The organism is Sorangium sp. So ce327, assembly GCF_051530205.1.
In the GTDB taxonomy this organism is placed as follows: Bacteria; Myxococcota_A; Polyangia; order Polyangiales; family Polyangiaceae; genus Sorangium; species Sorangium cellulosum_B.
The window spans coordinates 1,297,738-1,324,085 of sequence record NZ_CP150330.1; the positions used below are offsets into that span (position 1 = coordinate 1,297,738).

Annotated in this window: 20 protein-coding genes; 8 read left to right on the forward strand and 12 right to left on the reverse strand. The window is 69.2% G+C overall.

Translation table 11 applies throughout. From position 1 onward, the window contains the following. Positions 1-6: 6 nt before the first annotated feature. The 3 genes from WME95_RS04775 to WME95_RS04785 form a co-directional block, all read right to left on the reverse strand. Positions 7-768, reverse strand: a complete 762-nt coding sequence (locus WME95_RS04775; RefSeq protein WP_437549730.1) for a YdcF family protein — start codon at positions 766-768, stop codon at positions 7-9. A gap of 168 nt (positions 769-936) precedes the next feature. Next, positions 937-2,814 carry an MYXO-CTERM sorting domain-containing protein gene (locus WME95_RS04780; RefSeq protein ID WP_437907208.1) on the reverse strand — a complete coding sequence of 626 codons (1,878 nt, stop codon included), beginning with the start codon at positions 2,812-2,814 and terminating at the stop codon, positions 937-939. A gap of 110 nt (positions 2,815-2,924) precedes the next feature. Next, the gene (locus WME95_RS04785) at positions 2,925-4,376 is read right to left on the reverse strand and encodes a PQQ-dependent sugar dehydrogenase (RefSeq protein ID WP_437907209.1); all 1,452 of its coding nucleotides are present in this window, start codon (positions 4,374-4,376) and stop codon (positions 2,925-2,927) included. Positions 4,377-4,444: 68 nt separating this feature from the next. Between WME95_RS04785 and WME95_RS04790 the strand changes: the two genes are divergently transcribed. The 3 genes from WME95_RS04790 to WME95_RS04800 are packed head-to-tail and all read left to right on the forward strand — an operon-like array spanning position 4,445 to position 7,533. After that, positions 4,445-5,239 (forward strand): EboA domain-containing protein, encoded by a 795-nt coding sequence (locus WME95_RS04790; RefSeq protein WP_437907210.1) that lies wholly within the window; start codon positions 4,445-4,447, stop codon positions 5,237-5,239. A gap of 23 nt (positions 5,240-5,262) precedes the next feature. Continuing rightward, positions 5,263-6,147 (forward strand): TatD family hydrolase, encoded by an 885-nt coding sequence (locus tag WME95_RS04795; protein WP_437907211.1) that lies wholly within the window; start codon positions 5,263-5,265, stop codon positions 6,145-6,147. A 12-nt stretch (positions 6,148-6,159) separates the two neighbouring features. Continuing rightward, on the forward strand, positions 6,160-7,533 hold the full coding sequence (locus WME95_RS04800) for an alkaline phosphatase family protein (RefSeq protein WP_437907212.1): 1,374 nt from the start codon (positions 6,160-6,162) through the stop codon (positions 7,531-7,533). 59 nt (positions 7,534-7,592) lie between these two features. Here WME95_RS04800 and WME95_RS04805 read toward each other — a convergent pair whose 3' ends face one another. The 4 genes from WME95_RS04805 to WME95_RS04820 form a co-directional block, all read right to left on the reverse strand. Beyond that, a complete protein-coding gene (locus WME95_RS04805) occupies positions 7,593-8,972 on the reverse strand; it encodes a hypothetical protein (RefSeq protein ID WP_437907213.1) in 1,380 nt (459 codons plus the stop codon). A gap of 374 nt (positions 8,973-9,346) precedes the next feature. After that, complete coding sequence (locus WME95_RS04810) at positions 9,347-10,228, reverse strand: UbiA family prenyltransferase (RefSeq protein ID WP_437907214.1); 882 nt, start codon at positions 10,226-10,228, stop codon at positions 9,347-9,349. Beyond that, positions 10,225-11,742, reverse strand: coding sequence for a metabolite traffic protein EboE (gene eboE / locus WME95_RS04815; protein ID WP_437907215.1), 1,518 nt, complete (start codon positions 11,740-11,742; stop codon positions 10,225-10,227). Before eboE ends, WME95_RS04810 begins: the two co-directional genes overlap by 4 nt. After that, positions 11,739-13,073 carry a 3-dehydroquinate synthase gene (locus WME95_RS04820; protein WP_437907216.1) on the reverse strand — a complete coding sequence of 445 codons (1,335 nt, stop codon included), beginning with the start codon at positions 13,071-13,073 and terminating at the stop codon, positions 11,739-11,741. The genes eboE and WME95_RS04820 overlap by 4 nt, the downstream gene beginning before the upstream one ends. Before the next feature lie 283 nt (positions 13,074-13,356). Here WME95_RS04820 and WME95_RS04825 point away from each other — a divergent pair, with 283 nt between their 5' ends. From WME95_RS04825 to WME95_RS04840, 4 genes are all read left to right on the forward strand, one after another. After that, the gene (locus WME95_RS04825) at positions 13,357-13,968 is read left to right on the forward strand and encodes a polysaccharide biosynthesis/export family protein (RefSeq protein WP_437549740.1); all 612 of its coding nucleotides are present in this window, start codon (positions 13,357-13,359) and stop codon (positions 13,966-13,968) included. A gap of 2 nt (positions 13,969-13,970) precedes the next feature. Continuing rightward, positions 13,971-15,452, forward strand: a complete 1,482-nt coding sequence (locus WME95_RS04830) for an oligosaccharide flippase family protein (RefSeq protein WP_437907217.1) — start codon at positions 13,971-13,973, stop codon at positions 15,450-15,452. A gap of 290 nt (positions 15,453-15,742) precedes the next feature. Then, complete coding sequence (locus tag WME95_RS04835) at positions 15,743-17,077, forward strand: nucleotide sugar dehydrogenase (RefSeq protein ID WP_437907218.1); 1,335 nt, start codon at positions 15,743-15,745, stop codon at positions 17,075-17,077. A gap of 477 nt (positions 17,078-17,554) precedes the next feature. Continuing rightward, complete coding sequence (locus WME95_RS04840) at positions 17,555-19,249, forward strand: SpoIIE family protein phosphatase (RefSeq protein WP_437549743.1); 1,695 nt, start codon at positions 17,555-17,557, stop codon at positions 19,247-19,249. Between the two features lie 121 nt (positions 19,250-19,370). Here the strand turns inward: WME95_RS04840 and WME95_RS04845 are convergent, their stop codons facing one another. The 5 genes from WME95_RS04845 to WME95_RS04865 form a co-directional block, all read right to left on the reverse strand. Continuing rightward, entirely contained in the window at positions 19,371-20,804 is a 1,434-nt protein-coding gene (locus tag WME95_RS04845) for a hypothetical protein (RefSeq protein ID WP_437907219.1), read from the reverse strand. An 88-nt stretch (positions 20,805-20,892) separates the two neighbouring features. Then, the gene (locus tag WME95_RS04850) at positions 20,893-22,752 is read right to left on the reverse strand and encodes a hypothetical protein (RefSeq protein ID WP_437907220.1); all 1,860 of its coding nucleotides are present in this window, start codon (positions 22,750-22,752) and stop codon (positions 20,893-20,895) included. Continuing rightward, a complete protein-coding gene (locus WME95_RS04855) occupies positions 22,745-24,301 on the reverse strand; it encodes a GumC family protein (RefSeq protein ID WP_437549746.1) in 1,557 nt (518 codons plus the stop codon). The genes WME95_RS04850 and WME95_RS04855 overlap by 8 nt, the downstream gene beginning before the upstream one ends. A gap of 354 nt (positions 24,302-24,655) precedes the next feature. Further along, on the reverse strand, positions 24,656-24,955 hold the full coding sequence (locus WME95_RS04860) for an STAS domain-containing protein (protein ID WP_012233514.1): 300 nt from the start codon (positions 24,953-24,955) through the stop codon (positions 24,656-24,658). Then, on the reverse strand, positions 24,952-25,539 hold the full coding sequence (locus WME95_RS04865) for an ATP-binding protein (protein WP_437327675.1): 588 nt from the start codon (positions 25,537-25,539) through the stop codon (positions 24,952-24,954). Before WME95_RS04865 ends, WME95_RS04860 begins: the two co-directional genes overlap by 4 nt. Before the next feature lie 65 nt (positions 25,540-25,604). Here WME95_RS04865 and WME95_RS04870 point away from each other — a divergent pair, with 65 nt between their 5' ends. Continuing rightward, positions 25,605-26,336, forward strand: coding sequence for a sugar transferase (locus WME95_RS04870; protein ID WP_012233516.1), 732 nt, complete (start codon positions 25,605-25,607; stop codon positions 26,334-26,336). The last annotated feature ends 12 nt before the right edge of the window (positions 26,337-26,348 follow it).

Sequence of the window (26,348 nt, forward strand, 5' to 3'; positions counted from 1 at the left end):
CCGGGGCTACGGCTCCAGGAGACCCACGAGCTCGTGAACGGCGCGCTGCGACCGCCTGAGGGAGAGCGACTCCGGCAGCAGCCGCTCTAGCCCCTCGGGCGGCAGCGACTGGAACCTGACCGGCGCGGGGAGGACGTCGAGCCCTGCGCGCTCGAACATGCGGAGGGAGCGCGGCATGTGGAGCGCGCTGGTCACGACCACGACGGCGTCGGCCGACAGGCCGCGGGCGATCCGCGTGGAGTGGAGGGCGTTCTCTCGGGTATCGCGCGACTCGGTCTCCAGGATGATCTTCTTCCTGGGAACGCCGAGCTCCACGAGGAGATCGGCCATCGCGCTGGCGAGCTGGGTGGGCGCGCCTCGGACGTCCTTCCCCGAGACGATGACGTGGCCGAAGCCGTACTCGCGGTAGACCCGCACGGCGGCGAGGCCGCGCTCGAGGCCTGCCGCCGACTGCCGTTCCATGGCTGGCTCGCCGAACTCATCGGCGTCGATGCCGGCGGTGAGGATGACGAGGACCCGCCGCTCGGGTGAGCTCCCGGCGAGCTCCGCGTGCAGGTCCCTCGGCACCGTGCTGATCCGGCGTGCGAGCGTGCTGGAGAGCCAGGGCGTGGAGAGGAGCCACAGCGCGAGCCAGGCGCTCCACGCGAGCGCCCGCCCGATCTTCGCCCCGCGTGTTCGGAAGCTCCAGTCGCCGCCGGAGAGCGCGAGGCCGACGCCCGCGGCGACGAGGAGCACGAGCAGGGGATCGACGAGGCGGGAGATGGGCAAGGCGAGGCTCGCCGTGAGGCGCTGGGTGAGCTCACTCTATGAAGGCGCCGGGGGGGCGATGCGAGCGAAAAAGGGGCCGTCTCCAGGTGAAACGGCGGGACGGAGCCGATCGAAGATCGTCCGCCCCGCAGCGACGCGCGCTTGCGGCGGTTCGTGGTGGAGCGACGCTCAATGCCGCCGGTGGGTGCGCCGGCGCCTGGCTGCGGCGGCGAGGGCGAGCCCCGCGAGGCCCGCGGGGAGCCACCCGTCGGGGGCGTTGCCGGGCATCCGGCAGCCGCACCCGCCGTCGTCGCTGGAGCCGCTGATGCTGCCGCCGGTGCCGTTGCCGCCGGTGCCGTTGCCGCCGGTGCCGTTGCCGCCGGCGCCGCTGCCGCCGGCGCCGGCTCCGTTGCTGCTGCTGGCGTTGACGGGCGGCTCTCCCAGATCGAGCGGCGCTTCCGCGTCATCGGCCGCGACGAGGATGGGCGGCGCCTCGCCGGTCTCCTCGTAGATGGCCCGGAGGTCGTCTCCTGTGCTGTCCGTGCGGTTCTCGGACTGCAGGAACTCGATGTACTCCTTCGTCATCGATTGGTAGTACACGCGCGCCGAGAGCGTCTGCCTGCCGAAGGCGTTGGCCGGGACGGTGAGCGTGAAGCGCGCCTCGTCGTAGTTGCGGTATCCGCCGTTCCCATCGGTGAAGTCGATCTCCTGCGTCGGCTGGGTGGTCCGCGACGGGACGAAGCCCTTCGGCGGGATGCGCGTATCGGAGATGATCATGTCGTGGAGCGCGAGGTGCTCCTCCTTCTCGCCCACGCCCGCCTCGCCGTCCCAGCGCCCGTGCACGGCGCGGTACTCGTGGGTGGGCGGCTCGTGCTGGATCTCGCCCGTGTCTGCGTCGTAGCCGCCGAGCAGCGGTCGTTCGACGCCGTTCTCGTCGACGAGGAACACGGCGATCCAGGCGCGCCGGCTCTCCGCATAGCCTGTCGGGAACTTGTGACCGGTGAGGTTCTCGACCCGGACGGTGACGGCGATCTCCTCTCCTGGCGCGGCCTCCTGCGGGGCGTCGACGAGCGTGACCGAGGCGGCCGAGGCGAGGCTCTCGAGGGTGCCTTTGAGCGCGCGCTCGAAGGAATCAGCGCGCTCCGCCGCGAGCGTCGGGTCGGCCGCCATGACGGCTTGGATGCCCCAGTGGTTGCCGCCGACGATGAGGTGGTCGCGCGGGTCGGTGCGGGGAGGCCCGAATTTGGCGACGGACCACTCCCCGAGCTTCTTGCGCATATGGCAGTCAACGCAGCTCTGTGCGTTCGTCCCGCCGTCGCGGAAGTCGCTGGATGCCCACTCTTCGAAGGTCGTATCGAGCGGAAATTCGATGTCCGTCGGAGCGCCGTTCGCGTCTCGGAGCATCACTTCCGGATTCGTGACCTGGTGGCATTGACCACAAAAGCGGGAGGTCGAGAGGCTGGGAGCCTCCTGTCCGCCGTGGTGCTCAGAGATCACGTTCTCGTAAGGGCCGTATTTGACTAGCTTTTGCTCCTCCGGGTCAATCTCGTAGCCAAATACGAGCTGCGCGTTGCCCAGGATGTATGGATCGTTGGGGGCGGGCGATGTCGTTGCTCGATGACACACATCGCACCCGACCCCCTGGCCGTCGACGATACCCTCCAGGCTCGTATCGGGGTCGAACGCCGACCCGTCCGGAGGCGTCGCACGCCCGCGTACGAAGCCGATAGGGGAGTGGCAGCGAATGCAAAACGTGCCAACTCCGGGCGCGTCCTGGTTGGCGATGGTGAGGGCAGCGATGAAGACGGGATCGCGCCACGCATTGGCCATCATGGTGCCTGCCCATGTATCGGACGGCATGTAGTCCTTAGACTGTGGTGGATCTGTATTAGGTAAGGCCCGGTGGCAGCCGGTGCATGCCTCGGCGGAGAAGAAGTCTCCGTTGTTCGGCAGATCTCCGGGCTTGGTCCCCTTGAGATCGTCGATCCCACCGGCAGCGTCTCGGCTCAGCAGCCCGAGCGCGAGGAGCAGCCCCCAAGCAGTGGTGTTCCCCCGTGTGCTCAGCATCGATCCCGTCCTCTTTCTCACCTGGTTTCTCTGCTCGATGTGCTCTGTCCGAAATGCCTCAGCTACCACCCTCTCCGCGCTGGCGGAGTGACCCTGGCGCTACGCCCTGATCATTCAGGATCGATGCGGAACAGCCGTCCGCTACCGTCGACTCCATAGTCAACCACGTAGAGCTCCCCGGCGGCGTCCTCTCCGAAGGACGCGAGCGCTTGCAGCGTATCCGCGCTCTCGAGATCAGTCGTGAGAGGCCTCTCTCCCAGCTTGCTGCCGTTCTTCCAGACGAAGCTATGAATGCGGTTGGAGGAGAAATCGCCATAGATGTAAGTGCCACGCAGCGCGGGGATCCTGCTGCCGCGGTACACATACCCTCCAGTGATTGACCCGTCGCCGGTGCCGTGCCCATGCACCGCGACAGGCGGTGTGTGACCTGCGAGTTGGCAGTTCGTCTGGCTCGGCGGGTAGCAGCCGCTCCCCTCGAAAATGCTCCATCCGTAGTTCTTGTGCCCTTGGCCGCGTGGCTCGACGTTGATCTCTTCGACCGATTTCGCCCCCACGTCGCCGATGTAGAGGTCACCATTGCAGCTATCAAAGCTGAACCGCCATGGATTGCGGAGGCCGTAGTCCCAGATGTCCGGATCTCCACCGGCGAGGTTTCCGGCGGGGGGAGTCGGATATGTGTCGACGTTGATCCGTAGGATCTTGCCGTACTTCACGTCGATATTCTGACCGTTCTTGTCCGGGTCCTGCGTGTCGCCTTCGCTGCCACCATCGCCGACGCCGACGTAGAGCATGCCGTCGGGCCCGAAGGCGACCATGCCGCCGTTATGGTTCTTTCGCAGCACCCGTATCGAGAGAAGCTCGTTTTGCGCCTGCGGGGCGGCTCGGTCCGGGTTGCTCTCTGAACGCCTGTACTCTCGAAGAACCAGCAAGTTGTTCGTCGTGTTGAAGTAGAGGAAGAACCGGCCGTTGGTCGCATAGTCAGGGTGAAACGCAAACCCCAGGAGTCCACGCTCGTCGGCTTGCCACTCGACCTGCTGGACGTCGTCGGTGATATCAAGGAATGGAGTGCTCTGCAGTACGCCGCCGGTGACGAGGCGGATCGTTCCACCTTGCTCCAGCACATACAGCCGGCTGGCGTCCTTCGGCTCGCTCGTCACGAAGAGGGGCTGATGCAGACCACGTACGACTTCCGTCAGCTTGAGCGGCGGCACCGTCCCACCCGGCTCGTCGCACTCGATCGTCCCGCTCCCGCCGGCGCCGGAGCCGGCGCTGGTCGCAGGGCCGGCTCCGGCTCCGCTGCTCGTGGTCGTGCCCGGGCCGCTGGTGCTGCCGCTGCCGCTGCCGCTGCCGCTGCCGCTGGTGTCCGAGCCGGTTCCGCTGCTTGTGGGGGCGCCGGTCGAGGTGCCGCCGCCGGAGCCCGTTGTACCGGGACCGGATCCTCCCCCGCCTCCTCCGCCTGCGCCGCTCTCGCTACCGCCGCAGCCATTCAGGGTGAAGCCGAGCCCGAAAAGGGCGGCTGCGATGGGCATAAAAGGAAAAAGGAAACGCTTCTGGTCCATCATGCAGTAGGACACTATCCGAACAGCGCGCCCCTTGGTATAACTTTCCACCGCTCGGCGACGTCGGCATCTTGCGGCAGGCGCCCAGACCGGCGGGCATGACTACAATGCAAGACGCTTCCCTACTGCTGTTTGGAATTCTATCGCGCCGGATTCCGTCGGCGGCGCGCTCCTGGTTGGAGCGCTTCGAACGGGCGACCGGGGCCGGTGCGGGTCTCGGCGGCACGCCCGACGCGCGGGAGAGCGAGTCGTCGACGTGGTTCGATCTCGACCGCTTCCTCGCGACGTTCACTGCGGCGGTACGCGTGCTCGGTAGGGGGCAGATCGAGCTTCACCCCGACGAGCGGGATGCTCTGGAGGCTGCCGGCGTCGCCGGGGTGGTCGATGGCCGGGCGCTGGATGAGCTCGGCCGGATAACGATGCTGGCGCAGGTTTCGAGGCGCCTGCCCGCACCGCGGCTCGAATCGCTGCTCCGTGTTTGTTATGAGCAGGGAGATGGCCGGGAGCGGCAGGCGCTCTTGCGGGCACTGCCGCTCTTGACCGAGGCGGAGCGCTTCGTTCCGCTCGCGGTCGAGGCGTGCCGAACGAACGAGCTGCCCATCTTCGAAGCGATCGCCTGCGAGAATCCCTACCCGGCTGCCAATTTTCCCGATCTCAACTTCAACCAGATGGTCCTCAAGGCCATGTTCATGGGCGTGGCGCTCGCCCGGATCATCGGGCTCGACCGGCGGCGATCGGGCGAGCTCGCCAGGATGGCGGAGGACTTCGCTAGCGAACGGAGGGCGGCTGGCCGGGGCATCCCGGTCGACATAGGCTTGCTCTCCCTGGACCATGAGCGCGAGCGCGCGACGCGGATCCCCGAGTGAAGCGGCGCGCTGCGGAGGGACTCTTGAAGCTATTCGATCCCCACATCCACATGACATCGCGGACGACGGACGACTACCAGGCGATGGCCGCGGCCGGCATCGTGGCCGTCCTCGAGCCGGCGTTCTGGCTCGGTCAGCCGAGGACGCACGTCGGCTCGTTCGAGGACTACTTCGCGTCCCTGCTCGGCTGGGAGCGCTTTCGGGCCAGCCAGTTCGGCATCCGTCACTTGTGTACTCTGGCGCTCAATCCGAAGGAGGCCAATAACCCTCGCGTGGCGCAAGGTGTCATCGATCTACTGCCGCGTTACCTCGACAAGGAGGGCGTGGTCGCTGTCGGCGAGATCGGGTTTGACGACATGACGCCCGAGGAAGAGAAGTACTTCGCCCTGCAGGTCGAGCTCGCGAGGGAGCACGAACTTCCCATCCTCGTACACACGCCGCACCGTGACAAGAAGCGGGGAACCGAGCGGACGCTCGCCGCGGTGCGAGAGCTTCGGTTCCCCGAGGAGCGCGTGCTCATCGATCACAATAACGAGGAGACGCTGCCGCTCGTGCTCGCGTCGGGCTGCTGGGCGGGTCACTCCATCTACCCGAACACCAAGATGGACGAAGACCGGATGGTCGCGCTGGTCAAGAAATACGGTGCGGAGCGGATGCTGATCAACAGCGCCGCGGACTGGGGCGTGAGCGATCCCCTGAAAGTGCCGAAGACGGCGGCCCGGATGCGTGAGAATGGGATTGCGGATGAGGTGATCGAGCGCATCGTCTGGAAGAATCCGCTCGCATTCTTTGCCCAGAGCGGCCGGCTCGACCTCGCGGAGCTCGGCGAGGCGCCCGCGGTGGACCAGCGCACCCTCTTCGAGGGCAATTCAGTCTTGCGCGGGCAGGCCCCTGTCGTGCAGCGCTGATCGGGCACACGCATGCACCGCACCGTCGTTCTCAACGTCGTCGGGCTCACCGGGGAGCTCCTCGGCGAGGCCACGCCGAACCTGAAGCGCCTCGCTCAGGAGGGCGCCATGCGCCCTCTGCAGACCGTGCTACCAGCGGTCACGTGCACGGTCCAGTCGACCTTCACGACAGGGCTCCCCCCCAGCGGGCACGGCGCTGTGGCGAACGGCTGGTATTTTCGCGACATCGCCGAGGTGAACTTGTGGCGCCAGGCGAACCAGCTCGTAACGGGTGACAAGATCTGGGAGGCTGCGCGCCGGCGCGATTCGGCGTTCACCTGTGCCAAGCTGTTCTGGTGGTACAATATGTACAGCTCGGCGGATTATGCAGTGACGCCGAGGCCGATCTACTGGGCGGACGGGCTCAAGTTACCCGATATCTACACCGAGCCTTCCTCATTGCGCGATGAGCTTGTGCACCGGCTGGGCGAGTTCCCTCTCTTCCATTTCTGGGGGCCGAACGCGGACATCCGGTCGACAGAGTGGATCGCGCGGTGCGCGCGCCATGTGTACGACACGCGTCGTCCCACGTTGACGTTGGTCTATCTGCCGCACCTCGACTACAACCTGCAACGCCTCGGCCCGGGCGACCCAGCCATCGAGAAGGATCTCAGAGCGGTGGATGCCGTTTGCGGGGAGCTCATCGAGCACGTGCGCAAGGACGGGGCGCGGGTGCTGGTGCTCTCCGAGTATGGCATTACGGCTGTGACCGGCGCTGTGCACATCAACCGGGCACTGCGGGAGCAAGGGCTCATTCGCGTGCGCGTCGAGCGTGGCCTGGAGAAGCTGGATCCGGGAGCCTCCGAGGCGTTCGCGGTGGCCGACCACCAGATTGCGCACGTCTACGTTCGACGCCCGGAGCGGATCGACGAGGTAAAGAGCCTGCTCGTGAAGCTGCCTGGCGTGGACTTCGTCCTCGACGGCGAGGACAAGCGCGCCGCCGGGCTGGATCACCCGAGATCAGGTGAGCTCGTCGCTGTCTCCAAGAAGGACCGATGGTTCACGTACTATTATTGGACGGATGACAGCAAGGCCCCCGAGTTCGCGAGGACGGTTGATATCCACAGGAAACCAGGCTATGACCCCGTGGAGCTCTTCGTCGACGCGGGCCTGCGTCTCCCGCCGGTCCACGTCGCGTGGAGGCTACTCAAGAAGAAGCTCGGTTTCCGCTATCTGATGAATGTCATCTCGCTGGACGCTTCGCTCGTGAAGGGCTCTCACGGTCGCTTGACCGAGAGCGCCGGAGAGGGGCCGCTCGTGGCGTCGACCGATGCGTCCCTGCTGCCGAACAGGAGCGTTCATGCGGCGGACATCAAGGAGATCGTCCTGAGCCACATCTTTGACTGATCGCTCACGACCTGCCTGGGTGCGGCCTGCCGGTCGGCTCGTGCGGCATCGCGAGGCGCTCACTTGCCGAGCTTCGCGATGAAGAGAGAGTTGTCTACTATGGGTTGCGGGCCGGTCCCAAAATCGATGGTCGTGCTTTGGCCCGAGGTGTTGACCCCTCGTCCTGCGATGGCGGTTCCGCCTCCGAGGTGTGTTTCCGCGGCCCCTGCAGGTCCCGCGCCGAAAGGCTTCAGAGGGAACCATCTTTTCCAGACCGTTCTCCCCTCGGGGTCGAGCTTGATGACTATGGGCGAGGGCTTCTCTTCCACATACAGTATCTCGCCGTCGTCGATTCTCACCTCATACGCCACACTGCCGAGCACGGTGACATTGTTGTTCGCATCGGTGCTGATGCTCGCCGTCGTGATGTCCCCTCTGAAGCCGCGACTCCACTTGTGGCTTCCAGTGATGTTGAACTGCGCTGTAAACGCCATTTGGCTCCACTCTGGAAGACTGCCGCCCCCGAAATCGGTGGGATGTTCGTAGGCGCCTGTTACAGAGATGTTGCCGAGCGTGTCGACGCTCAGCGCGGTCGGCTCAGCATTGGCGAAGCCGCGGGCCCAGGCAGGGCTTCCGTCCCTGTTCAGATTGACGAGGAACATTCCGTTGTCGAGCGCCGGTGAGAGAGAGCCGAACTCGATCCTCTGAGCGAAATTTCCGGTGATGATGATGTTGCTGCTCGAGTGAACGGCGAGCCCGGTCAAGGTGTCGTCCCCTTGACTCTTGAATCGCTGGACCCATCCGCCGTCCGCTGCGCTGCTGGCCCCGGTCTCTCCGTCGAGCCTCGCCACGTAGATGTCATACGCCTCCGCGGGATAGGTGGTGAACTGGTCATCGTCGAACTGGAGGGTGCCAGCGAAGTGTCCAGCGAGGATCACGTCGCCGTCGGGCATGATATTGACCTTTGGATGACCTGCCACGAAGCCGGAATCGCCCGCCGGAGATCCGCCGATGCCCTTGCTCCACAGGTGGTTCCCGTCGCTGTCGAACTTCGCGACGAAGATGCCCGGGCCCACGTCGTCATCGCCGAGGTTCAAGCTGCCGGTGTTGATCCCTGTGACGATGACGTTGCCCGCGTTGTCGACGCCCACGGACGTCGCTTCCTGGGCCAGCGGGGCGCCGATCTGGCGGCTCCAGCGATGGTTTCCGGCGCTATCGAAGGAGACGATGAAAGCATCTAGGCCAGAGTCGTCGTCGTCGGAGCCGACCAGCGGCTCGGGTCCGAACTGTATCGAGCGCGCGAACGAGCCCGCCGCGATGATGTTTTCTTCACTGTCGAAGGCTATCGAGTGGATGCTTGCAGCGCTGCTAGGTGTATCGAACGTCTTAGCCCACAGCGCACAGTCAAACCCATCACAGTTCTCGTCCTCGGTGGAGGCGCAGCTTTCCTGTTGGGGCACCACCTCGTCCTGGCAGGCGCTCCAGGCCTCGCCTTGGCTGTCGCACGTCCGGGTTCCGGGGCGGCATAGCCCAATCTTCGCGGTGCTAGGCGGGCCACTGTAGCATTGCTCCGATGTGTCAGGGGGGCACGCATTTGAGCCGCCATTCCCGCCAGAGCTCTGGCTTCCTGAAGTGGAAGCGTCCTCGAAGTCGTCAAGCCCGAGGAGGAGCCCGCACCCGGACCCGACGAGGACGAACGCCAGAAAACCGGCCTGTTTCATTCGGGGGCGATATGTGGACATGTGCGCGTCTCTCCTGTGACTCACGTATTCTTCCGAAACTCGGGCTGATGCTCCGTCGGGAAGGTAGGGCGTGGCTCCTTCTTACCTCTTCCTCACGTCCCCCTCACCACCCGCTGCATCGCCAGCGTCAGCGGAAATCCCAGTATCGCCAGCGCCGCCGCGCCGCCGGCGCCCGGCGCGCCGCTCCTCGCGATGAGCACGGCGTCCAGCAGCGATATCCCTGCGATGAGCGTCACCACGGCGCGCGGGATCCGGTCCTTTCGCGTCCCGCGCAGCAACCTCACCGCGTGGATCACGCAGCCAGCGAGCGCCCCGTACGCGATCGTCCCCATCATCCCCGTGAGCGGCGCGCCGAGCGTCGCCAGGAACGGGACCGCCATGAAGCCGAGCGCCCAGAGGCTGCGCACCGCCAGCAGGTTCTCCTGCTTCGCGATCGCGGTCAGCCCGATCAGATAGAACAGCAGCGCCACCCCCCCGGCGAGCACCGCGCTCCCGAGCTGGCCCCCCGCCGCGAGCGCTGCCGTCACATAGACCAGCACGCGGCACGCCCCCATCAGCGCCGGGCTCAGCGGGTTCCCCTTGTGCCAGGCATCGTAAAGCACGATCGCCCCGGCGAGCAGCACGCTCGCCAGGGCGGGCGCCATCCCCCGGTTCGCCACATAGGCGTGGCCGCCCACGATCAGCACCCCCGCCCCGAGCAGGCCGTAGCCGACCGCGAACACCTCGCGGGCGCTCACAAGCCCGGATGGGATCGGCCGCTCGGGCCGCTCGTGCGCGTCGATCCCCCGGTCGAACGCGTCGTTCAGGAACATGCCGCCCACGTACATCAGCGACACCGCGAACCCTACAAGCGCCACCTCGAGCGCCCGCGGCGCAGACCCCGACAGGGCCATGCCACAGAGCACGTTCGTCCACACCGTGGGCAGGTTCGAGACGCGGCCGAGCCGCAGGTACACCCGTGCGCGCGAGCTCATCGCCCTGCCCCCGGTCGGTCGTCCGCTCGGCCACCGGAGCTCGCGCCGATTTCGCCGTCCGCTCGCCCAGCGGAGCTCGCGCCCACTTCGCGGCCACCACCGGCCTCGCGGCCACCCCCGACTCCACGGCTTGCGCCGAGGCCTTTGCCCTCGCCGACGCCTCTGCCCTCGCCGGCGCCCACGCTTCCGTTACCCACCATCCGCTCCTCCACCCAGCGGAGCTCCCTCGCCACCGCCTCGACCAGCCCGCCTCGGCGCTGGTCCTCCGGAAGTACATCCCAGGTGTAAGTCTCCACCTCGAGGTGCTGCGTCGCTGGCGAGTCTCGCAGGTGCGACAGCAGCGCCGCCAGCTCCGGCTGCGTCGTCGCGAGCGCGCCCTCGAGCTCCCGGAAGATCGGCACATGGAAATGGACTCGCCACTCCTCCGGCTGCGCCTCGGGTGGCGCTGCAGTCCCGCGGTCGAGCGCCGCCAGCGCCTCGGGCAGATCCAGGTAGCGGACGAGCTCGCCCCCGCCCGGGCCGCCGCGCCGCTCGACCACCTGGTGCAGGTAGACGACGTCCTCCGCGTACGCGCGCAGCCTCGCCATCGTCGCCGGCTCGCGCTCCGCCACGCGGGCGCGTAGCCCGGCGCTGAGCTGCACCTTGTGCACGCCGATGCCCGCCGCGCGGAGCGCCGCGAGCGACGCGGGGGCGTCCTCGAACTCCACCGCCATGTGGCACGCGTCGAAGCAGAGGCCGAGGTGGCTCCGGAGCGCCTCCTCCGCGTCCGGCAGGCTCATCCCGGCCAGCGCCGACAGCTCGCGCGCGCGCGCCGGCGCGAACACGTGATCGGTGAAGAAGCCGATCGCCTCGGGCGTCGTCTCGAGGAAGCAGCACGGCTCCGGCTCGAGGGCCAGCGCGATGTGCTTGCCCGTGCGGCGGCGGATCTCGACGAGGTGCGCCGCGTGCTCGACCAGCCGCCGCGCCATCGCCTCCGCGTCGCCCGGCGTGCGCACCCGCGGCCTGAACGCGCCGGGCACCGTGCTGACGCTTCCCATCAGGCCCTCGTCCGCCGGCAGCAGCTCGGCGAGGAGCGTCGCCAGGAGATCGCTGTACGCGAGCCGCTCCTCGTCGAGCCAGTCGGGCAGGTACACGCGCTCCTTCACCGGCGCGCCGTGGAACCGGCCGTAGGGGAAGCCGTTCAGCGTGAACACGTAGAGGCCGTTCCGCTCGAGAAAATCGCGGAACGCGTCGAGCTCCGCCGGCTCGGCGAGCTCCGCCGCCGCCCTCGCCGACAGCCGCAGCCCCACCCCGCACCGGCGGCGCGTGCTCGGCCCGAGGCCCTCCGCCCCGCTGCCGCCTCCGCCGCTTCCGGCGCCTCCTCCGTGCAACGCCCCTTCCTCCCCGCGGGCCGCGCGCGACCAGATCGCGAGCAGGTGCGTCTCGAGGCTCTGCTTCACCTCCGACCACGTCTCGCCCGCGTGGATGTTCGTGCAGTACGTGAGGTGCGGCGCGCCCGCGCACGCGAGCCTCATGATTGCGCCGCTCCCGTGACCGCGCTCGCCGCTCCCGTGGCCACGCCCGCCGCTCCCGTGGCCGCGCCCGTCGCTGCCGCGGCCACGCCCGTCGCTCCCGTGGCCGCGCCCGCCGCTCCCGTCGCGCCGATCGCCGCGAGCGCGCCCCGCCTCCCGGCGCGCTCGCGCAGCCGCGCGATCGCCGCGACGATGTGCCGCTCCTCCATCGCGTGCACCTCGCGGGCGCGCCCCACGTCCTCGAGCAACGTCACCGTGAGCTCCCCGCCGAGGTGCTCGCGGAACTCGTCCAGCCCATCGAGCACGCAGAGCCGCTCGCCCCGCTCCCCCCGCTCGCACGTGCGCGTCAGCGTGAGCGCGTCGTCCCACAGCGTGAAGCCGAGCGCCTCGAGCGCCGCCACCACCGCGGCCGCTGTCGTCTGGCTGCACAGGCCGGCCAGCTCGGCGTACAGCGTGTCGATCGCGATCCCGATCGCGACCGCCTCGCCGTGGCGGAGCCTGTGCTTCGTGAGCGACTCCAGCTTGTGCGCAGCCCAGTGCCCGAAGTCGAGGGGCCGCGCGCTCCCGAGCTCGAACGGGTCGCCCGCGCTCGCGATGTGGTGGAGGTGGATCTCCGCCGAGCGGCGCACGAGCTGCGCGAGCGGCGCGAGCGACCCCGACGCGAGCGCGGGCGCGTGCTCGGACAGCCACGAGAACAGCCGAGCGTCCCGGATCAGCGCGACCTTCACCGCCTCCGCCATCCCCGCCACCTTGTCGCGCAAGGGCAGCGTCTCCAGAAAGCGCGGATCGATGAGCACCGCGAACGGCGGGGCGAACGTGCCGAGCAGGTTCTTCTTCCCGAACGCGTTGACGCCGTTCTTCACGCCGACCCCGGAATCGGCCTGCGCGAGCACCGTGGTCGGGATCCGCACGACCCGGAGGCCTCGGTGCACCGTCGCCGCCGCGTAGCCGACCATGTCGAGCACCGCGCCGCCTCCGACGATCATCACGAACGACTGCCGATCCATCCCCAGCGCGTCGAGCCTCGCCTGCAGCGCCGCCGTCGCCGCGCCGTCGTTCTTCGCCGCCTCGCCGCCGGGCACCACGATCGGCTCGGCCGCGAGCGTGAGCAGGTCCGGCCGCGCGCCCACGTACCGCGCGATGTCGTCCGCCAGAGACGGCCACGCCGCGGCGACGCCGCCGTCGATCACCGGCAGCACGCGGTGACGCCGGCGCGGCTCCTTCGCGGCGATGGCGGCCGCCAGGTCGGCGTTGCTCGGCGAAAAGACGCCCTCCGTGAAGTAGACGGGGTACTCGAAGGGGACCGCGATCCGTTGCAGATGAAGCAGCATCAAAGCCGACTTTCGAGAGAGGTCATCGGCCCGTCAAGTTGGTTCCTCGCGAGGATCCCGCGTCTTGCCGCGGTACGAAAACTTCCCCTTGGCGGCGGACGGCCTTCCTGCAATGCTGGCGCCGCTCGGTGAATCGCGCCGCCGTACGGCCGAGTTCACCTCGTTCCCTGTGAACGCCCCGTGATCGCCCCTTGATCGCCGCGTGATCGCAACCCCGTACCGCCTGACATCCTCCTCAATGCAGACGCCCATGGAAGGCACAGCCCGTCCCACGAAACGGTCCTTCATGCGAGGAGTGCTTCTGACGGCAGCGGCAGGGCTCGCCCTCGCCGCGTTCTCCGCCGGGTGCGCGCCGACGTACATCTACAACCCCGCGAACTACGCGAAGGAGTACGACCCGCGTAAGCACGAATACACGATCGGGGTAGGGGACCAGATCCGGATCAACGTCTGGCGCATGGCCGACCTGTCGAGCGAGGCGCTCGTCCGGGCCGATGGCGTCATCACGATGCCGCTCATCGGCGACGTCTACGTGGCCGGAAGGACCCCGACCCAGGTGCGCGAGGAGCTGAAGAAGCGGCTCTCCGAGTTCGTGAAGGACGAGACGGCCGTGATCACCGTCGCCGTGACCGGGATCAACAGCTACCGGTTCGTGGTCAGCGGCAACGTCGCGCGCGCCGGCATCTTCGCCTCCAACTACTTCGTCTCCGTCTCCGAGGCGCTCGCGCTCGCCGGCGGTCCCAACCAGTTCGCCTCGACGGATCAGATCCTGCTCATCCGCATGGATAGCCCGGGCAAATTCCGGCACATCCCCATCAACTACGACGAAATCGCCTCGCGCAAGCGGCCCGAGCAGGACCTCGTGCTCAAGGCCGGCGATACCGTCTTCGTGCCCTGATCGTGGCCGGCTCCTCCGCGCTTGCCCGAAAGGCGGTCCTCGGCGCGGTCTGGACGATCGCGACCGGGCTCGGCTCGCGCGTGCTCGGCCTGATAGGCACCCTCGTGCTCACCCGGTTCATCGCGCCGGATGTGTACGGCGAGGTCTCGGCAGCGTCCGTCGTGATCATGACGGCGCACTTCATGTCGAGCCTCGGGACCGGCCAGTTCATCGCGTCGAGGCCCAACCTCGACCGCCAGATGGTCTTCAACGCGACCGTCTATTTCCACGTGGCGGGCCTCATCGCCATCGCCGCCGTGTACCTCCTCCGGGAGCCGATCGCGGTGCACCTCGTCGGCGCGCCCGGGATGCTCGAGTTCATGCCGGGGCTCATCGTCGCGATGCTCATCGATCGGCTCTGGTACGTCCCCGATCGCCTGCTCATCCGCGAGATGCGCTTCCGCAGCGTGAGCCTCCGGAACGCCGCCGGCGAGCTCACCTACACCGCGGCGTCCGTCTCCCTCGCCGTGCTCGGCTGGGGGGGAAACGCCATCGTGGTGGCGACGCTCCTGCGCGCCGTCGTGCGCGTCGTGACCACGGTCCCCGCGGTGAAGCTCTCCGAGTGGCTGACGCCGAGCCCGCTGTCGCGCGAGAAGGCGCGCGAGCTGTTCGCCTTCGGCATCCCGCTCAACTTCGGGTCGCTGGCGAACTTCGGGGCGTCCAAATGGGACAACCTCGTCATGATCCGCCTGTTCGGGGAGCAAGTCGGCGGGCTCTACAACCTCGCGTGGAACCTCGCCGACATCCCGGCCTCCCAGGTCGGCGAGCGCATCGGCGACGTGCTCGTCCCGTCGTTCGCGAAGCTCGAGCCGGAGCAGCGCAAGGCGGCGCTCGTCCGCGCGCTCACGCTGCTCGCCCTCGTCATCTTCCCGCTCGCCGTGGGCCTCGGCGCGGTCGCCCCGACGATCCTGAACGACACGTTCTTCAACGAGGCATGGGAGCCGGCCGGCCCGCTCCTCGCCGTGCTGTCCGCGCTCGGCGTCGCGCGCCCGATCGGCTGGGTCCTGTCCTCGTACATGCAGGTCTACGGCCGGACGCGGACGATCATGGTCCTGGAGTGGCTCAAGGTGGCCGCGATCGTCGGCGGCATCGCGCTGCTCGGAACGATGGGCGGCGTCCTCTGGGCCTGCGCCGGCGTCGGCGTCGCGTTCGGGGTGCACGCCCTGGCGAGCCTCTGGGTGGTCAAGCGCGCCGATGGCGTCCCGTACCTGCGGCTCCTGCGCCCGCTGGTCCGCCCGCTCGTCGCGTGCCTGCCCATGGTCGCCGCGGTGCTCGCCGTTCGCTACGGCATGCGGTCGCTCCACGACCTGCCCCGCGGGTGCCGCCTTGGCGCCGAGGTGGTGGTCGGCGGGCTCGCCTTCGTCGCCGCCGCGCTGGTGATCGCGCGACAGGCATCGCGGGACTTCCTCCAGCTCGCACGCGAAGCGGTCCGCCGCCGTCGTTAAGGCGTTTCCTGAATGTCACCGACCGGCGTGACGAGCGAAGCGCGCGCAGCGAGCGGGATGAGTGCGGTGAGAGCAACACGCGTAACGAGCGTGGCCAGCGTAACGAGCGTGACGAGCGTGCGTAATGAGCGTGCGGATCGCAACGAGGAGCACCTTTCCCCTCCGAAGGTTGGGGCCCCACGCGACACTCGAGCGAAATTGAAGGGCCTGTGGTAGCGTCGGGCCCCTCTCTTCGAAACTGGGTCGGGATCCGCATGGCGGCTCCCGTCCACCACTGGAGATAAAAGGAAATGGCAGAGACGCATCCCCCTGCGGTCGAGAGCTTCCTGGCCAAGATCAACTCCCGCGAAGCCCAGGTGGGCATCATCGGCATGGGTTATGTCGGCCTGCCGCTGGCGCTCACGTTCATCGAGAAGGGCTTCCGCGTGCTGGGCTTCGACGTGGACCCGGCGAAGGTCACCGCGCTCAGCGAGGGGAAGGGCTACATCAAGCACCTCGATCCCGCGCGCATCGCGGCGGCAGCCAAGACGGGCCGATTGGAGGCGACGACGGACTTCTCGCGGCTCGGCGAGCCCGACGCCATCCTGATCTGCGTTCCGACCCCGCTGACGGCCCAGCGGGAGCCCGACATGAGCTACGTCGTCGGCTCCGCCCAGAAGATCAAGGAGCGGCTTCGGAAGGGGCAGCTCATCGTCCTCGAGTCCACCACGTATCCCGGCACGACCGATGAGCTCGTGAAGGGCATCCTCGAGCAATCGGGCCTGCGCATGGGGCAGGATTTCTACCTCGCCTTCTCGCCCGAGCGCGAGGACCCGGGCAACCGCGATCACAGCACCGCGACCATCCCGAAGGTCGTCGGCGGCGTCGATCGCGCGTCGCTGGTCCTCTCGCAGGCGCTCTACTCGCAGGCGATCGCGCGCGTGGTGGCCGTCTCCTCGGCGCGCGCGGCCGAGGCGGCGAAGCTGACCGAGAACATCTTCCGGGCCATCAACATCGCCCTCGTGAACGAGCTCAAGGTCGTCTACGACGCCATGGGCATCGACGTCTGGGAGGTGCTCGACGCCGCGTCGACCAAGCCGTTCGGCTTCATGCGGTTCAACCCCGGCCCGGGCTGGGGCGGCCACTGCATCCCGCTCGACCCGTTCTACCTCGCGTGGAAGGCGCGCGAGTACGGCGTGTCCACCAAGTTCATCGAGCTCGCCGGCGAGGTGAACGTCGAGATGCCGCACTACGTCGTCAACAAGCTCCAGCTCGCGCTGAACGAGCGCGGCAAGGCGCTGAAGGGCACGAAGGTCCTGCTGCTCGGCGTCGCCTACAAGAAGGACATCGACGACCCGCGCGAGAGCCCCGCGTTCGAGATCATCGAGCTCCTGCGCAAGCTCGGGGCCGTGCTGAGCTTCCACGACCCGCACGTGCCCAAGCTGCCGCGCATGCGCACCTGGCCGCATCTGCCGGAGCTCTCGTCCCTCCCCCTCAACGAGGACACGCTCAAGAGCCACGACGCGGTCATGATCGTCACCGACCACTCCGTGGTCGACTACGATCTGGTGCTGAACCACGCCGCCCTGATCGTCGACGCCCGTGGCGTCTACCGCGCGGCGAACCCCAAGGTGGTCAAGGCCTGACGGAGGGCGAGGGCGCCCCGAGCGGCGCGGGCAAGCGTCGCACGCCAGCGCGGCGGTCCTGGTGACCAGGCATCCAGCGGCGGCGTCCTTGCCGCGTCGCCGCTGGCCCCGTGGCGTGTCGCTCAACTCCCGCGCTGTGGGCGGCGCGCCGCGGGCATCGCCGTGGCGCCCACGCCACGGCGCCGGCGCCGTGGCGGAGCTCCCGGGTGACTCCTCGGCAACCGCGAGGGGCTCCGCGCGTCCTCGCGACCTCGTAGCCGCGTCACCTTGTATCCGCGTATCCTCGTCACCACGTATCCTCGTGACCCCGTAGCGCCGTAACCCGGTAACCCCGTAACCCCGTAACACCGTCACCGATGCAGCTCTTGCCGAGCTCGCGAAATCGCGAGCATCCCCTTGATGTCAGGGCGCCGGTTCGGTACCCATCAAAGACGGTCCATGTCCACGCCGCCGCCCATGGTCGGGCCAGGTCGAACGATGTCGCCTGCAGATGACAGCCTGGGCCCTGCGCCGTCGAGCTCGGATTGGAAGGGCCACCTGGAGATCCGGCTCGGCGATCTCCCGGGGACGCGACGGCCGCTGACGGAGTCCCACATCGTCATCGGCAGGGCGCCTGGCGTGCAGCTCACGCTCGACCACTACACGGTCTCCCGGCGCCACGCGGAGCTCTTCTGCGATCCGTTCGGCCGGTGGTGGATCCGCGACCTCGGCAGCACCAACGGAACGCTCGTCAATGACGAGCGGATCAACGAGAAGGTGCTGAAGCCGGGCGATCGCATCGGGATCGGCGACTACATCCTCGAGTTCCAGCTCACGGCGCGGGCCCCTCGCGTGCCGATCGACCCGGGCGGCCTCCATTTCGAGGAGGACAAACCGACCGCGATCCGCAAGCTCGGCGAGCTCGACCCGCCGCGGATCGCGGCGAAGCACCTGTTCACCCTGATGGACCTGTCGCGGCGGCTCCTCAGCATCGAGGACGCGACGGATCGGTTCGACGCGCTCTGCCAGCTGATGGTCCGCGAGGACTTCCACGGCAGCATGGCGCTCGCGCTGCGGCTCCGGCAGAACGGCGCGCTGACGATCCTGTCCGGGCCGCACCGCCCGTTCCAGTCGCTCCGGCGCGAGGACTCCGTCGCCCCGCCGTACATCTCGCGCCGCGTGCTCGCGGCGGTGCAGGACACGCGCGAGCCGGTGCTGGCCGGCAACCTGGTGAGCGACAGCGCCACGGTCGAGCTCACGATGTCGCGCGACGTCATGGCCCTCTGGGTCGTGGCCTGTCCGCTGCGCGTCGAGGAGCAGATGATGAACCTGCTCTACGTGACCCTGCCGCCCGACTTCGGCAGCGTCGAGTGGCTCGGGCTCATCGCGCTCGCGGCGGAGGTCTATCAGCAGGCCGAGTCGGCCTGGGAGGCCCGGCGCCACGCGCAGGCGCACGCGGCGATCGAGCGCGAGCTCGAGATGGCGCACCAGATCCAGCGGACCTTCGTCCCGAAGCGGCTGGAGTTCAAGGCGCTGGACGTGGCGCTCGGCTTCGAGCCGTGCCGGTGGGTCGGGGGCGACTACGTGGACATCGTCCCGATGCCGGACGGCCGCATCATGCTCGCCGTGGCGGACGTCTGCGGCAAGGGGCTCCAGGCCGCGCTCATCGGCTCGAGCGTCCACACGATGGTGCGCGCGACGGTCGACGCCGGCCGCGGGATCACGGGGATGATGGACCGGCTGAACGCCTACCTCTGCGAGTACCTGCCGGAGCACTCGTTCGTCACGATGGTGGCCGTCGCCCTCGACCCCGCGACGGGCCGCATGGAGTGCGTCAACGCAGGGCACCCGCCGGCGCTGGTGGCGACCGCGGAGGGCGGACTGCGGCACCTCCAGGCGGCCGTCAACCCGGCGCTCGGGGTCGGCCTGGTGCCGATGGAGGCGCACCAGAGCGTGCTCGCGCCGGGCGAGGTGCTCGCGATGTACACCGACGGGCTCACCGAGCTGCGCAACTCGTCGAAGCAGATGCTCGGCCTGCACGCGCTCGGCACGGGCTTCGCCAAGCTCTGCGCCACCAGCGCTGGCCGCCCGGTCGCGTCGATCGCCGACAAGCTCACGCACATGCTCGAGGAGTTCCGCGGCGACCAGCTGCCCGAGGACGACAGGGCCTTCCTCCTCGCGCGGCGCACCTGAGCGCGCCGCTGGCGACGGTCCGGCGAGACCCCCGAGCGCGCTGCTGACGGCAGCCCGGCGAAACCTCTGAGCGCGCCAAGCGCGGGTTTCCGGCTCCGCTGGGGAGCGCGCCCCGTCGCGCTCAGCGAGCGGCGTCGCTCGTGCCGGAAGACGTGGGCGCCTCGCCCTCCAGCGGCTCGCTCGGCGTCTCCTGGCGGCGTGTCGCACCGGAAGGGCCTGCAGAGCCGAAGGGCTGGGTCATCAAGATGCGCGAGCCCGGCACCGCCTGCCGCGGGAACGCGCCCGACACGGTCAGGAGGAGCGTGTTCCGGACGACGCGTGTGTCGGGGAGCTTCTCCGTCCTCCCCTCGATCTCCACCGTCCTCCCCTCGGTGCGCTGGTTCCCGTGCTGGTACCGGAGCGCGAGCGCGAAGTCCGGGATGACGATGACGGGGCTCCAGAGCAGCGCGACGTCGGTGAGCACCGCGATCGTGGTCGGCCCCGTGTCGAGGTCTCCCTCCGCGTTCGGCTCGAGGGGCTGAGCGAGCTGCGCGCCGGCCGAGCCCTCGACCGACAGGTGCCAGGCGGGGCGGACGGGCACGGCGGCGCGGAGCGTCAGCATGTGGGAGAGCTGGATCTGCTGCAGGAAGACGTTCGGCGTGGCCGAATAGGCGTACGCGAGCTCGGCCGCCTCGCCCCGCTCGTGCGTGTAGCGCAGCGCCGCGAGCCCGGCGGGACGCGCGAGCGACCCAGCGCCGTCCTTCAGGTCCGTCGCGACGACCCCGCCGACGTCGAGCTGGCTCGAGAAGCGGCGCCCGAGGTCGTGCTGCCAGCTTGCCACGAGCGTGCTGACGAGCTGGTCGCGCGACGCATACGTGACCGCGGTCGTGGGATCGGCGTCCACGTTGTCGAAATGGGTGTAGCCGACCGAGAGCGCGAGGGACGCGGCGTCGTGGCGGAAGGTGCGCTGCGCCGTCAGCGTGTTCGCCGCGCTGTACGTGCGCTGCGGGCGATCCCGGAGCGGGTTGTAGACGGCGAACGTCGCGGCCTGCCCGAGCGACCAGACCGGCGAGGGCTGGAACGAGAACCCCTCGTTGAACGACCCCTGCACGAAGTTCGTCGTCCCGCCCTCGGTGCCCTGGAGCGTCGTGGTCCCCGGCGTCTGCTCGAGCTGGAACGTGTTGAGCTGGCCTTGCGACCCGGACGCCCCGAGCGTCAGCGAGGTCCTCGGCGACGTGACGAAGCGGCCGGTCCACGCGGCCACGTTCGAGTACGAGCTCGCCTCCGAGCGCCGGAAGAAGAGGCTCGTCGAGAACGTGTAGGACAGCGTCTGCGCGGTCCGCGGCGTCGTGTAGGTGAAGATCAGGCCGGGGCTCACGGTCGCGAGGCCGTCGGCCTGGGGACCGGCCTGGGGCTCGGCCTCGGGCTCGGGCTCGGCCGCGGAGGTCACGTTGTCGGTGACGCCGATCGACCCGGTGAAGACGCCGTGGAGGGTTGCGTCCTGCGCCCGGGCGCCGTGGTGGGTGAGGATCGCGCAGCCGAAGGCCGCGACCGCAATACCTCGTCCGGAGCGCATGAGGGCTGCAAGGTAACAATGGAGCCGGCGCTCGGCTACGCCTCCCCGACCTTTCGGCGCAAGGAGGTGAGCGCCGCGCGCCGGCCGTTCAGGCGTCGAGGAGGACGACACCGAGGATGGGCGCCGGCCGGAGCTGCTCGATGGCCTGGCGGATCGCCTTGCGGGTCGACTTCTTGACCAGCGAGGTCAGGACCACGCCGTCCACCGAGTCGCCGATGACGTTCAGGTCCATGCTGCCGAGCACCGGCGGCGTGTCGATGATGATGTACGAGTAGCCCGCGCGCTTGAGGCTCTCGATCGCGGTCGAGAACGCCACCCCGTCGAAGATCGGCGGCCGCTCCGTGCGCGGATCGACGGCCAGGATGTGGACGGGCGTCTGGAGGGCGAGCCTCGCGTCGGGCGACCTGCCGCCCATCGGCGCGGCGTTCCTGTCCGACGACGTCTCGCCGCCGTCGTCGCCCGGCGTCACGGCGGGCGCCGCCTGATCGACGACGACCCAGGGCGCGAACCGGTCGTTGACGTGGCGCTGGAGCTGCTCCGTGAAGCAGCTCGGGGGCTCGAACCGCAGCGCCTTCGCGATGCCGGGCTTGCGGATGTTCGCCTCGACGAGGAGGATCTTCCCGCGGACGGTCTCGCGGAGCGCGAGCGCGAGGTTGATGGCGCACGACGTCTTGCCCTCGCCGGGCCCGGCGCTCGTCACCGCGATGGTGATCCCCGTGCCCGTCGGCAGCTTGCGCCGGAGCGTCCGGTACGCGTCGGCCTGGGGCGAGTAGGGCGCGCGGAGCATCACGATGTTCGGATCCACGGCGTCCGGCATCGGCACGGGGCGCACGGTGATCTCGCCCGGGCCGCGCAGCGACTCCTCCGGGAGCAACCCGGCGTTCTCCGGCGTGGTGGGCAGGGAGCGCAGCTGCTCGATGTGAAGCGACGGCGGCTCCTCGAACGTCGGATCCAGCGACTGCAGCTTCGCGTCCACGGCCTGGTGCGCCGGGGTCGACACCACGCGGTTGAAGATCAGGGAGGGCGGCGAGCTGAACGTGCTGGTGAGCGAGCGATCGATCGGCCGCTCGGGCGGCGGCTGCTGCTGCGGCGGCGGCTGATGCGGCTGCGGCACCTCGCGCACCGTCACCTCGCGCGTCGCGGGCGGCACCACGCGATCGAAGACGAGCGAAGGCGGCGAGGGGAACGCGCCGCTGAACGATCGCTCGATGGACGGCGCTCCCCCCGGGGGCGCCGACGCGTCCCGGACCCCCACGTCGCGCGATGGCGAGGCGATGACCCGCTCGATCGGCACCGGCAGCGCCGGCGAGCTGCCCGGCCTCCCGCCGCTCGACACGAGCCCAGGGCTGCTCAGCGTCGCGCTCAGATCGACGACGCGCGCGATCGCGGGGGATGAGCCTTGCCGCTCGGGGCCGGGCGGCAGCGCCGGCGCGGGCATGCCGAGCACCGTCGCGGTGCCCGGATGCGCGCGGTGCTCGCCGTGGTCGGCCGCGGGACCCCCGAGGAAGAGCGCCGTCGCTGGCGACGGCCCCCTGAGCGGTTGCTGCGCGCCGGGGTGAGCGCCCGGCGCCTGCGCGGCGCCGAGGCGCAGCCCCATCGCCTGCGGGTGCTGCGGCGGCGGGGGCAGATCTTGCCGGATGGTCGGCGAGTCGAACGCGGCGCTCGGGTCGTCCTGGCTGGAGCTCGGGCGCTCCGCCGAGACGACGTCCTCCGCGTCGTTCGCGAGGCGCAGGACGCGGGCGATCATCTCCTCGCGCACGTCCGGATCCGGCGCGATCGAGCGCCAGTTGCCGACCACGTTGCGGAGCCGGCGCGCCTCGATGACGAGGGCGCGGACCCGCGCGGTCTGCTCCGCGCGACTCAGGAAATCGCAGACCTGATCGAGCGCTCGCTCGAGGGAAGCGACCGGCGGGGGCTTTCCCGGCTCAGCTCCGCCTGTCTCAGCCACGGCGCCCTCGGGGCGCGCGCGCGGCGGGCGGTACGACGACGAGCACCGGAGCGAGGGCCATTCGATCGATATCTTCCATGTCGTAAACCCGATCGTCGAACACGATGCCACGCGCCGCGGCGGCCGCGATGCCGGCCGCAACGGACAAGAACAGCCCGCCGATGGCGATGATCAACCGCGACGGGCTCGACGGTGCGCTCGGCCGGTACGCCGGGTCGAGCACCTCGATCTGCGCCGAGTAGCCGCCCTGCTCCGAGCTCGCGGCGATCTCCGCGCGGAACGACTTGCCCTCGAGGTCGGAGAGGCGCTGCTGCGCGCGCGCCTTCTCGCGGCTGAGCCGCGACCAGTCGGTCTCGGTGTTGATGATCTGCTTCGCCGCCTCGCTCGCGTCGGCCGCGTTGCCCTTCTTCGCGCCCCTGCGCGCCGCGATCTCCCGCTCGAGAGCCGCGAGCTGGGACTTGATCTTCGCCTTCTCGGCCTCGTCGGTCGCGGGGACCTCCACCACCGGCTCCGGCGGCAGGACGAGCGCCTGCTCGGCGCGCCGCAGCGCCGCCTCGGCGTTGGTCACGCGGGCCGCCGCCGCCCGGACGTCGGGGTGCTGCTCGGTGAAGCGGGACTGCTTGTCGGCCAGATCCCGCCGCGCGGTGGCGAGCTCCTGCTCGGCCTGATCCCGCTGCCGGGTGAGCGCGGGGGAGGGCACCCCGGCGGCGCTCACCGCCGGCTGCTCCGGCTTGCCGGTGAGCCGGCTGCGCAGGCGGGGCACCTGCCGCTCGAGCGCCTCGAGCGTCGGGTCGGTCCCGGTGGCGCGCCGCTCTCGCTCGCGGATGGCGGCGCCGCCCTGCGCGCCGCCGGGCGAGTTCTGCTCGGCGGCGAACTCGGGGTGCTCGGCCAGGAACGCCGCGAGCTCGGTCTCGGCCTTCTCGACGTCCTGCTCGGCGCGCTTCAGCTCGGCGTCGAGGAACTCGTTCGTCAGCTTCGCCTGCGACCTGCGCATGCGGGTCGTCTCCTCGACGAGGATGTCCGCGAGCCGCTGCGTCACCTCCTGCGCCTGCTCGCGCGTCTCTCCTTCGGCCGAGATCGCGAAGGTGTCCTGCGAGCGGGCCTTGAAGGTGATCTTGGCGCGGAGCCGATCGACCGCGTCGACCATGCCCCGCTTCTCGAGGACGTCGGGGAAGAGGTTGAACTCCGTCACGACCTTCTCGAGGTTGGAGCGCGCGAGCAGCGTCTCCTTGAGCCGCGCGGAGAGGGTGCGGAGCGGGTCGGGCCCGTCGGGCCCGAGGTACGTCGCCTTGACGCCCTCGCGGTAGAAGATCACGGTCTCGGAGCGGTACGCGGGCTTCCTCGACTGCACGACGAGCACCGTGAACCCGAGCCCCGCGATCGCGACCAGCACCGCCACGTACCAGTGCGCCAGCGTCCGGTTGATCATCGCGCTGACGCTGGGCGGCTGCGGACCTGCAGGCCGCGCCGCTGCGTCGGCGGGGATCGCCCCGAGCGCCTCCTGGGGCGGGGTAGGCCCGGGGAGCTGCTGGTTCATCTTCTTGTCCATGGTCCCCGCTCCTCGAAGGTTGCCTTGCTCCGCCCGATCCGGAGGACGCGCACCCCGGTCTGGCAGGCTGGTTGGCTATGGTAGACGTGCGACGCGCGAGCGCCAGCTTGTTGCACTCGGCCGTGCCCGCCGCGTGCCCGCCGCGTGCCCGCCGCGCGCAACCCCACGCCTAACACGCCCCCAGTACGCGCAGCACGCGGAACCAGCGCCGCGACGACGGAGGGGCACCGTCCGGGCGACTCCAGCCGCTCAGCGCCGTCCGCGCGACACTCGCCGCGGGGCGCTGCCACCGCAGCCGTTGTCGACGGCTGGGCCGAGGGGCCGGGGTGGCGGCGCGCGCGCCGCCACCGAGCGTCACGTGGGGAACACCCGATCGAGGCGCAGCAGGCGGAAGATCGCGCGCGGCTGATCCCTCAGCCCGACGATGCGCACCTGGCCGCCGTTGGCCCGTACCCGCTTGAACAGCGAGACGATGACGCCGACGCCCGAGCTGTCGATCAGCCGGAGGGACGAGAGCTCGAGCGTGATGTTCTGCCGGTTCTCGGCCACCAGCTCGTCCACCAATGTCCTGAACTCCGGTGCGGTCACTGCGTCGAGGGTCCCCTCGAACTGCACGACCGTCTCACTGCCGTTATCGGTCCGCGTATAACTCATTGGATTTTGATTCCCCCTGCGGCGCGGGTCGCGCCCGAACGGGAGACGCTCCGCATTCGAAAACTGCTCGTCCGATGCCCTGTCGCCCCGGCGAAATCGGCGTCGGAATGCTCTTGTTCGCTGCTGCCTTCACCCCCGTCGCCGGCAATACACGAGCTGCCCTCCCTCCGTTTCACAAGACGGAGGACATTCGGACTGCCGGGACAGTAGTCGACCTCATCCATGAACGACTTGATGATGAAGAGCCCCATCCCGGACTCGGGGAGGTCGTCGATGGGAGGGTTGTCGATGGCCGCGGGATCGAAGCTGCATCCCGTGTCCATCAAACGGATGATGATGCCGTCCGCGTCGGATTCGATCTCGATGTCGACGTCGCCCGGCGGGCCAGCGCGGTATCCGTGAATCGCGATGTTGTTGAACGCCTCGCCGAACGCCGAGACGGTCTGGTCCTCGAAATCCTCCTGGGTGAGGCCGGGCGACCCGCCCTCGACCCTCCCAGGCGCGGCCATCTTGCATGCGGCCGCCACCACGCGGAGGGCGAGGTGGCGATAGGTCAACGAACCTGGTACGCGGAGTCGGATCACGCCCAAACCTCCATCCGAGCTTGTACCCTACCACGTTCTCGACTATGGGAGCCACAAGGTAAACAGTGACACCTGGCGTTCGTGTAGCGAAACGTGCGATCGACATCGCGGGCTCGCTCGTGGGTCTCACGCTGACCCTCCCGCTCTACCCTCTCATCGGCGCGGCCATCTACCTCGAGTCGCCCGGGCCGATCTTCTACATGCAGCGCCGTGCCGGGATGCTCATCGGTACGGAAGTACGGGATGGCGTGGCCTACCCGCGGTTCGTCGAATTCCACATGCGCAAGTTTCGTTCCATGCGCGTGGATGCAGAGAAATTGACGGGGGCCGTGCTCGCCCAGCAGGACGACCCGCGCATCACCCGGGTCGGCCGCTTCCTGCGCAAGACGCGCCTCGATGAGATCCCGCAGTTCTGGAGCGTGCTCATGGGCGACATGAGCATCGTGGGGCCGCGCCCCGAGCGCCCCGAGCTGCTCGTCAACCTCGCGCTCGCCATTCCCTTCTTCGAGGAGCGGATGCGCGACATCAAGCCGGGCATCACGGGGCTCGCGCAGGTGTCGCTCGGGTATACCGGACGCGCCCCGGCGGAGAGCGAGGTCGCCGCGTTCGAGGCGACGCTGACGAACCCGTTCGGCCTCGAGGAGGCGGAGGGGGCCGAGGCCGACGACATGCGGATGAAGCTGCTCTTCGATCTCGCGTACGCCGCGTCGCTCGAGAAGCTCTCGACGTTCCTGCAGATGGAGCTCTCGATCATCGTGAAGACGCCGCTCGTGATGGTCCTCGGCCTCGGGCGCTGAGCGGGCGCCGCG

Coding starts and splice junctions, on each gene's coding strand:
- WME95_RS04780 (WP_437907208.1), bottom strand. CDS start 2,814: ATGCTGAGCACACGGGGGAACACCACTGCTTGGGGGCTGCTCCTCGCG.
- WME95_RS04785 (WP_437907209.1), bottom strand. CDS start 4,376: ATGATGGACCAGAAGCGTTTCCTTTTTCCTTTTATGCCCATCGCAGCC.
- WME95_RS04800 (WP_437907212.1), top strand. CDS start 6,160: ATGCACCGCACCGTCGTTCTCAACGTCGTCGGGCTCACCGGGGAGCTC.
- WME95_RS04810 (WP_437907214.1), bottom strand. CDS start 10,228: ATGAGCTCGCGCGCACGGGTGTACCTGCGGCTCGGCCGCGTCTCGAAC.
- eboE (WP_437907215.1), bottom strand. CDS start 11,742: ATGAGGCTCGCGTGCGCGGGCGCGCCGCACCTCACGTACTGCACGAAC.
- WME95_RS04825 (WP_437549740.1), top strand. CDS start 13,357: ATGCGAGGAGTGCTTCTGACGGCAGCGGCAGGGCTCGCCCTCGCCGCG.
- WME95_RS04835 (WP_437907218.1), top strand. CDS start 15,743: ATGGCAGAGACGCATCCCCCTGCGGTCGAGAGCTTCCTGGCCAAGATC.
- WME95_RS04840 (WP_437549743.1), top strand. CDS start 17,555: ATGTCGCCTGCAGATGACAGCCTGGGCCCTGCGCCGTCGAGCTCGGAT.
- WME95_RS04845 (WP_437907219.1), bottom strand. CDS start 20,804: ATGCGCTCCGGACGAGGTATTGCGGTCGCGGCCTTCGGCTGCGCGATC.
- WME95_RS04855 (WP_437549746.1), bottom strand. CDS start 24,301: ATGGACAAGAAGATGAACCAGCAGCTCCCCGGGCCTACCCCGCCCCAG.
- WME95_RS04860 (WP_012233514.1), bottom strand. CDS start 24,955: ATGAGTTATACGCGGACCGATAACGGCAGTGAGACGGTCGTGCAGTTC.